Genomic DNA, 7,134 nt, shown 5'->3' on the forward strand with positions numbered 1-7,134 from the left:
GGCTGGGGCTACGACTTCCTCAAGCTCGACGGCGTCGGCCCCGGCTCCGGCAAGAGCGGTGACCAGTACGGCTGCCCGACCCGGGGGAGATCTTCGAGGTCTGCCGCCGGGTCCTGGCCCGGGGCGTCGCCGAGCCCGACCTGAAGGGCCGCCACGTCGTTGTCTCCGCCGGCGGCACCCGGGAGCCCCTCGACCCCGTCCGCTTCCTCGGCAACCGCTCCTCGGGCAAGCAGGGTTACGCCCTCGCCCGTACGGCCGCCGCCCGGGGCGCCCGGGTGACCCTGGTGGCCGCGAACACCACCGGCCTGCCGGACCCGGCGGGTGTGGACGTCGTCCCGGTCGGCACGGCCGTACAGCTGCGCGAGGCGGTGCTGAAGGCCGCCGCGGACGCCGACGCCGTGGTGATGGCCGCGGCCGTCGCCGACTTCCGGCCCGCGGTCTACGCGGCCGGGAAGATCAAGAAAAAGGACGGCCAGGAGCCCGAGCCGATCGTGCTGGTGCGGAATCCGGACATCCTCGCGGAGATCTCGGCCGACCGGGCGCGGCCCGGACAGGTGATCGTCGGCTTCGCCGCCGAGACCGACGACGTCCTCGCCAACGGCCGCGCCAAGCTGGCCCGCAAGGGCTGCGACCTGCTCGTCGTGAACGAGGTGGGGGAGCGCAAGACCTTCGGTTCCGAGGAGAACGAGGCCGTGGTGCTCGGCGCCGACGGCAGTGAGACACCGGTGCCGCACGGGCCCAAGGAGGCGCTCGCCGACGTGGTGTGGGATCTGGCGGCGGCCCGTTTGGGTTAACTTTTTCTGGCCATTTGTCAACTTTCCGGGAGGTCGCATTACGGTGCGGTGGCTCTGGCCAAGGCCGCCGACCATTGGGCAGAATGCCCGTGCCGCAGGTCACAGCACTTCCGAGTGTCGAGACAGGTGGGCCCGCGGCAGAGTGCGACCGATAAACTGTTCTCGGACGACGCCCGGGTGCAGCCCCCGTGTCGTCCGCCAATGATCAGCCAGCAGCCGCTGCAACCCCAGGGAGCGTTGTGTCCCGTCGCCTGTTCACCTCGGAGTCCGTGACCGAGGGCCACCCCGACAAGATCGCTGACCAGATCAGCGACACCATTCTCGACGCGCTTCTGCGCGAGGACCCGACCTCGCGGGTCGCCGTCGAGACGCTGATCACCACCGGCCTCGTGCACGTGGCCGGCGAGGTCACGACCAAGACGTACGCGGACATCGCGACGCTGGTCCGCAACAAGATCCTCGAGATCGGTTACGACTCGTCGAAGAAGGGCTTCGACGGCGCCTCCTGCGGCGTCTCGGTGTCGATCGGCGCGCAGTCCCCCGACATCGCCCAGGGCGTGGACACGGCCTACGAGAAGCGGGTCGAGGGCGACGAGGACGAGCTCGACAAGCAGGGCGCGGGCGACCAGGGTCTGATGTTCGGCTACGCGACGGACGAGACGCCGACGCTGATGCCGCTGCCGATCTTCCTGGCGCACCGCCTGTCCAAGCGCCTGTCCGAGGTCCGCAAGAACGGCACCATCCCCTACCTGCGCCCTGACGGCAAGACCCAGGTCACCATCGAGTACGACGGTGACAAGGCCGTCCGTCTCGACACGGTCGTGGTCTCCAGCCAGCACGCCTCGGACATCGACCTGGAGTCGCTGCTCGCCCCCGACATCCGCGAGTTCGTGGTGGAGGCGGAGCTGAAGGCGCTGCTCGAGGACGGCATCAAGCTGGACACCGAGAACTACCGGCTGCTGGTCAACCCGACCGGCCGTTTCGAGATCGGCGGCCCGATGGGCGACGCGGGTCTGACCGGCCGCAAGATCATCATTGACACCTACGGCGGTATGGCCCGCCACGGTGGCGGTGCCTTCTCGGGCAAGGACCCGTCCAAGGTCGACCGCTCGGCCGCGTACGCGATGCGCTGGGTCGCCAAGAACGTGGTCGCGGCGGGTCTGGCCGCCCGCTGCGAGGTCCAGGTCGCCTACGCGATCGGCAAGGCCGAGCCGGTGGGTCTGTTCGTGGAGACCTTCGGCACCGCCAAGATCGACCACGAGAAGATCGAGAAGGCGATCGACGAGGTCTTCGACCTGCGTCCGGCCGCCATCATCCGCGACCTCGACCTGCTCCGCCCGATCTACGCCCAGACGGCGGCGTACGGTCACTTCGGCCGTGAGCTTCCCGAGTTCACCTGGGAGAAGACCGACCGGGTGGAGGCCCTGCGCAAGGCCGCCGGCCTCTGAGGCCCACAGCGCTGGAGCAGTTGACACCGGCTCCCGTGACCACCGGAAGGTGGTTGCGGGAGCCGGCGTCGTCGTGCGGTGGGACGACCGACAGGGTGCCCTCGGCGCCGAACTTCCGTCGCGCTGACCCCGACGTCCGCGCGCAGCTCGTCCTGGATGAACCCCACGTTCGTCCGGTCCAGGTTGTTGACCAGCAGCATCAGCACCAGGATCGGCATCATCCGGCGTAGGAACTTCCCGGCCGCTGTCAGTCGCGTTTGGTAAGAATGCAAGCGTGAGCAGCGAGAACGGGCAGGGGAGCGGGGGCGCCGAGGGGGCGCGGCCGGAGCAGCTCGCGCTCATCCGCGAGAGCGTACGGGGAGCCAAGGTGCCCCGGGCCAAGCCGCGGACCTGGCGGGGGGCCGCGCTCGCCGAGCGGCTGCCGGTGGCGCGCGTGCTGGTGGACAAGGGCGTGCTGCATCTCGACCGGTACTTCGACTACGCCGTCCCCGCCGAGCTGGACGCCGACGCACAGCCCGGGGTGCGGGTCCGGGTCCGGTTCGGGGCCGGCCGGAACCGGGTGCGGGACGGCCGCCGGGAGGGCGGGGGCCTCATCGACGGCTTCCTGGTCGAGCGGCTCGACGAGTCCGACTACTCCGGGCCGCTGGCCGCGCTGGCGCAGGTGGTGTCGCCCGAGCCGGTACTGAGCGAGGAACTGCTGCGGCTGACGCGGGCCGTCGCCGACCGGTACGCGGGGAGCCTCGCCGACGTACTCCAGCTCGCCGTGCCACCGCGCAGCGCGCGGGCGGAGAAGCGGCCCTCGCCCGAACCCCTGCCGCCGCCCGAGGCACCGGACCCCGGTTCCTGGGCGCGGTACGAGCACGGCTCCGCCTTCATCGAGTCGCTTGCCTCCGGCGGCGCCCCGCGCGCGGTGTGGAACGCCCTGCCCGGGCCGCACTGGAGCGAGGAGGTCGCCCGGGCCGTCGCCGCCACGCTCGCCTCGGGACGCGGTGCGCTCGTCGTCGTACCGGACGGGCGGTCCGCCGCGCGGGTCGATGCCGCGCTGACCGATGTCCTCGGCGCGGGGCGGCACGCGCTGCTCACCGCCGATGCCGGGCCGGAGAAGCGGTACACGCAATGGCTGGCCGTCAGCCGCGGGGCCGTACGGGCGGTGGTGGGGACCCGGGCCGCCATGTTCGCGCCCGTACGGGACCTCGGACTCGTCGCCGTCTGGGACGACGGGGACGACAGCCACAGCGAGCCGCACGCTCCCCAGCCGCACGCCCGGGACGTGCTGCTGCTGCGCGCGGCACTGGACAAGTGCGCATTCCTGCTGGGCGGCCGGAGCTGCACGGTGGAGGCCGCGCAGCTGGTGGAGAACGGCTGGGCGCGCCCCCTGGTGGCCGGCCGGGAGCAGGTGCGGCGGACCGCGCCCCTCGTCCGCACGGTCGGGGACGGCGACCTCGCGCGGGACGAGGCGGCACGGGCCGCCCGGCTGCCGACGCTCGCCTGGCAGGCCGTACGGGACGGCCTGCGGCACGGACCGGTCCTGGTCCAGGTGCCCCGGCGCGGCTACGTGCCGCGGATGGCCTGCGCCCAGTGCCGGGAGCCGGCGCGCTGCCGGCACTGCGCCGGGCCGCTGGAGGCACGGGACGCGGGTGCGCTGCGATGCGGGTGGTGCGGGCGCGAGGAGAGCGACTGGCACTGCCCGGCGTGCGGCGGCTTCCGCCTGCGCGCCCAGGTGGTCGGGGCCCGGCGGACCGCGGAGGAGCTGGGGCGGGCCTTTCCCGCCGTGCCCGTGCGGACGAACGAGCGGTATGCGGCTATTTCGTGACGGGTCCGCTCCGCCCAGGCGGGGGAGTGGTCCAGGAGGCACTTCGCCACGGCCGTGCTGCGCCCCGTCGTGCCGACGAGGATCACGGACCGCCCGGTGCGCCGCAGTACCTGGACCGGAGCGAACTCCGGGCAGATCCGGTGCACCGAGGCGATCGCGGTGCGCAGTTGCGCGCCCTGCGGGCCGGACAGGTCGAGTCTCCCGCTGAGGGGCTGGGTGCCCAGACCCGCCGGGCGCCGTGGCCGGCCCACGACCGGAACGGCGGCCCCCGTGCGGGCGGGGTCGAGATAGGGTCCGCCGCCCGCCGGTCGGGGGCGCAGCGGCCGGGGCGGGGCGGACACGGAGGACGATGCTGCGTACATGGGTGATACAGATCCCTTCGTGTACCTGCAGTGCCTGCCTGAGAAGTCCTGTGAGAAGTTCTCACGCCCAACCCGTCCCGGCCGCCCGGGCTCACCCTGGGGAGTGGGCCCGTCGAGTGGCGACCGGGTCGGGGTGGCGCGTTCCTACCTGACACCCGTCGCCCAGTGGCACACCATCTGGCGCACCCTGGCGAACCGTGGCGAATAGTCGCCCGGCAACCTGCACGGGGCTACTGTCAACTCAGCCGAGAACCTGGGGGCTTGACGTGAGCGGACAACCCAACACCCGTCTCTCGGATCTGTTCGGCCTGGCCGGCTGGTCCAAGGGCGAACTCGCGAGGCTGGTCAACCGGCAGGCGGCGGCCATGGGCCACCCCCAGCTGTCGACCGACACCTCCCGGGTGCGGCGGTGGATCGACACGGGAGAGATCCCGCGCGATCCGGTGCCGCGGGTGCTGGCGGCCCTGTTCACCGAGCGTCTCGGCCGTGTCGTGACCATCGAGGACCTCGGTCTGGTACGGCACGGGCGTACGGGAAAACGGCCGGACGACGGGAAAGCGGAACATCCCGACGGCATGCCGTGGGCGCCCGAACGAACCGCCGCGGTCCTCACCGAATTCACGGGAATGGACCTCATGCTCAACCGACGCGGCTTGGTGGGTGCGGGTGCCGCGCTCACCGCGGGATCCGTACTCACCACCGCCATGTACGACTGGCTGCACACCGACCCCACCCTCAGGGCCGACGCCCCCGTCCTCGACGACCCCCTGCACGCCGACCCCGCCGGGTTCGACCGCTACGAGGCCGCCCCCATCGGGTCCGAGGAGATCGAGGAACTGGAGCGCTCCGTCGAGGTGTTCCGTGCCTGGGACGCGGCCCGCGGCGGCGGGCTGCAACGCAAGGCCGTGGTGGGACAGCTCAACGAGGTGGGCGGCATGCTCGCCTACCGTCACCCCGACCATCTCCAGCGGCGCCTGTGGGGCGTCGCCGCCAACCTCGCCGTGCTCGCCGGCTGGATGTCGCACGACGTCGGCCTGGAACCCACGGCCCAGAAGTACTTCGTCATCGCCGCCCACGCGGCCCGTGAGGGCGGCGACCGGCCGCGTGCCGGGGAGGCGCTCTCCAGAGCGGCTCGCCAGATGGTGCACATCGGCCGGCCCGACGAAGCACTCGACCTGATGAAGCTCGCCCATTCCGGTTCGGGCCAGGAGGTGCTGCCGCGCACCCAGGCGATGTTCCACACCATCGAGGCCTGGGCACAGGCGTCGATGGGCAGGGGGCAGGCCATGCGCCGCACCCTCGGCCAGGCGGAGAGCCTCTTCGTCTCGGACCGCAGCGACGTGCCGCCGCCGAGCTGGATGCAGATGTTCAACGAAGCGGATCTGTACGGCATGCAGGCCCTGGCGTACCGGACGCTGGCAGACCACGATCCGAGCGCCGCCGTGCACGCCCGGCACTACGCGGAGAAGGCCCTGACACTCAGGGCCGGCGGCAAGCAGGAGCGGTCGAAGATCTTCGACTTCCTGTCCATGGCCTCCGCCTGCTTCATCGCGGACGACCCCGAACAGGCGGGCCACTACGCGCGGTTGGCCCTGGTGTCGATGGGATCGAACTCCTCCCACCGCACCTGGGACCGGCTGCGCCAGATGTACCGGCTCACCGCCGAGTACGCCGGCTATCCGAAGATCCAGGAACTGCGGGAGGAGATCAAGTTCGCCCTGCCCAGGACCAGGAGCAAGGGGACGGGCGCGGGCACCAGCGCACCGGCATAGGCTCCGCACCCATCCGCACTGCCCGCGCCCCTACTCGCCCACCTTGGCGACCAGCACGCAGGCCTCGTCCGCGCGTTCGCACTCGCCGAACTCCTCGACCACGGCCGCGACACAGTCCTGGGCGGTGCGCGCCGCCCTGAACCGCGGGGCCAGTCCGAGGAGGGAGTCCAGGGAATCGGTTCCGCTGCGCCCGGGCACCAGTCCGTCGGTGTACAGCAGAAGCAGGTCGCCCGGTTCCAGGGTCACTTCGGCCTGCCCGTAACCGGCCCCCGAGGTGGCGCCGAGCAGTACGCCGTCCGGCGCGCTGAGCAGGCACCCCGTCCCGCCGCTGAACAGCAGTGGGGCGGGGTGTCCTGCCTGTGCCCAGGTCAGGACACGGGTGGCGGGGCGGTAGCGGCAGCAGACCGCGCTGCCCAGCGCGGGTTGCACGGTGGCGTCGAGTAACTGGTTGAGCAGGGACATGAGATGAGCAGGCGGGGCCCCGGCCATCGCCATCCCGCGTACGGCGCCCAGCAGCATCGCCATGCCCGAGGTGACGGCGACCCCGTGCCCCGTGAGGTCGCCGACGCTGAGCAGGGTGTCGCCGTCGGGCAGTTCCAGCGCGTCGTACCAGTCGCCGCCCAGCAGGGCGCTGCTCCCGGACGGAAGGCAGCGGGCCGCGACCTCCAGGGTGCCCGGGCCGCGGCGCGGGAGCCGCAGAGCGCCGCGGCCCGGCGGCAGCACGGCTTCCTGCAGCTCCACGGCGAACTGCCGCTCGGTCCGGGCGCGCTGCTGGTGACGCTGCAGCGAGTCCCGGGTCTCGTGCACCGTCCGCTGGCTGCGCCGCAGTTCGCTGACGTCGCGTACGACGGCCCACATCGAGGCGGTGCTGCTCGGCGGAGCGCTTGTACGCCGTGCCGGTCATCAGGGAGGTGATGGCACCGGCCAGCGCACGGCCGCCTTCGG

General features: G+C 72.2%; 2 protein-coding genes and 4 pseudogenes. 4 read left to right on the plus strand and 2 right to left on the minus strand.

Translation table 11 applies throughout. The annotated features are described in order from the left end of the window. Positions 1-68 precede the first annotated feature (68 nt). The 3 genes and pseudogenes from ABZ646_RS36020 to ABZ646_RS36030 form a co-directional block, all read left to right on the plus strand. Positions 69-794: pseudogene (locus ABZ646_RS36020) on the plus strand (phosphopantothenoylcysteine decarboxylase); the annotation flags it as partial. 239 nt (positions 795-1,033) lie between these two features. After that, positions 1,034-2,242, plus strand: a complete 1,209-nt coding sequence (gene metK, locus ABZ646_RS36025) for a methionine adenosyltransferase (RefSeq protein ID WP_360528676.1) — start codon at positions 1,034-1,036, stop codon at positions 2,240-2,242. A gap of 274 nt (positions 2,243-2,516) precedes the next feature. Beyond that, positions 2,517-4,031: pseudogene (locus ABZ646_RS36030) on the plus strand (primosome assembly protein PriA); the annotation flags it as partial. On the opposite strand, the pseudogene ABZ646_RS36035 reads toward ABZ646_RS36030, so the two are convergent. Beyond that, positions 4,025-4,417: pseudogene (locus tag ABZ646_RS36035) on the minus strand (aminoglycoside phosphotransferase family protein); the annotation flags it as partial. The pseudogenes ABZ646_RS36030 and ABZ646_RS36035 overlap by 7 nt on opposite strands. A gap of 266 nt (positions 4,418-4,683) precedes the next feature. On the opposite strand from ABZ646_RS36035, the gene ABZ646_RS36040 reads away from it, so the two are divergent. Continuing rightward, the gene (locus tag ABZ646_RS36040) at positions 4,684-6,189 is read left to right on the plus strand and encodes a hypothetical protein (protein ID WP_360528679.1); all 1,506 of its coding nucleotides are present in this window, start codon (positions 4,684-4,686) and stop codon (positions 6,187-6,189) included. Between the two features lie 30 nt (positions 6,190-6,219). Here the strand turns inward: ABZ646_RS36040 and ABZ646_RS36045 are convergent. Next, positions 6,220-7,059, minus strand: a pseudogene (locus tag ABZ646_RS36045) (PP2C family protein-serine/threonine phosphatase); the annotation flags it as partial. Between the last annotated feature and the right edge of the window lie 75 nt (positions 7,060-7,134).

This window comes from Streptomyces sp. NPDC007162, assembly GCF_040634175.1.
In the GTDB taxonomy this organism is placed as follows: Bacteria; Actinomycetota; Actinomycetes; order Streptomycetales; family Streptomycetaceae; genus Streptomyces.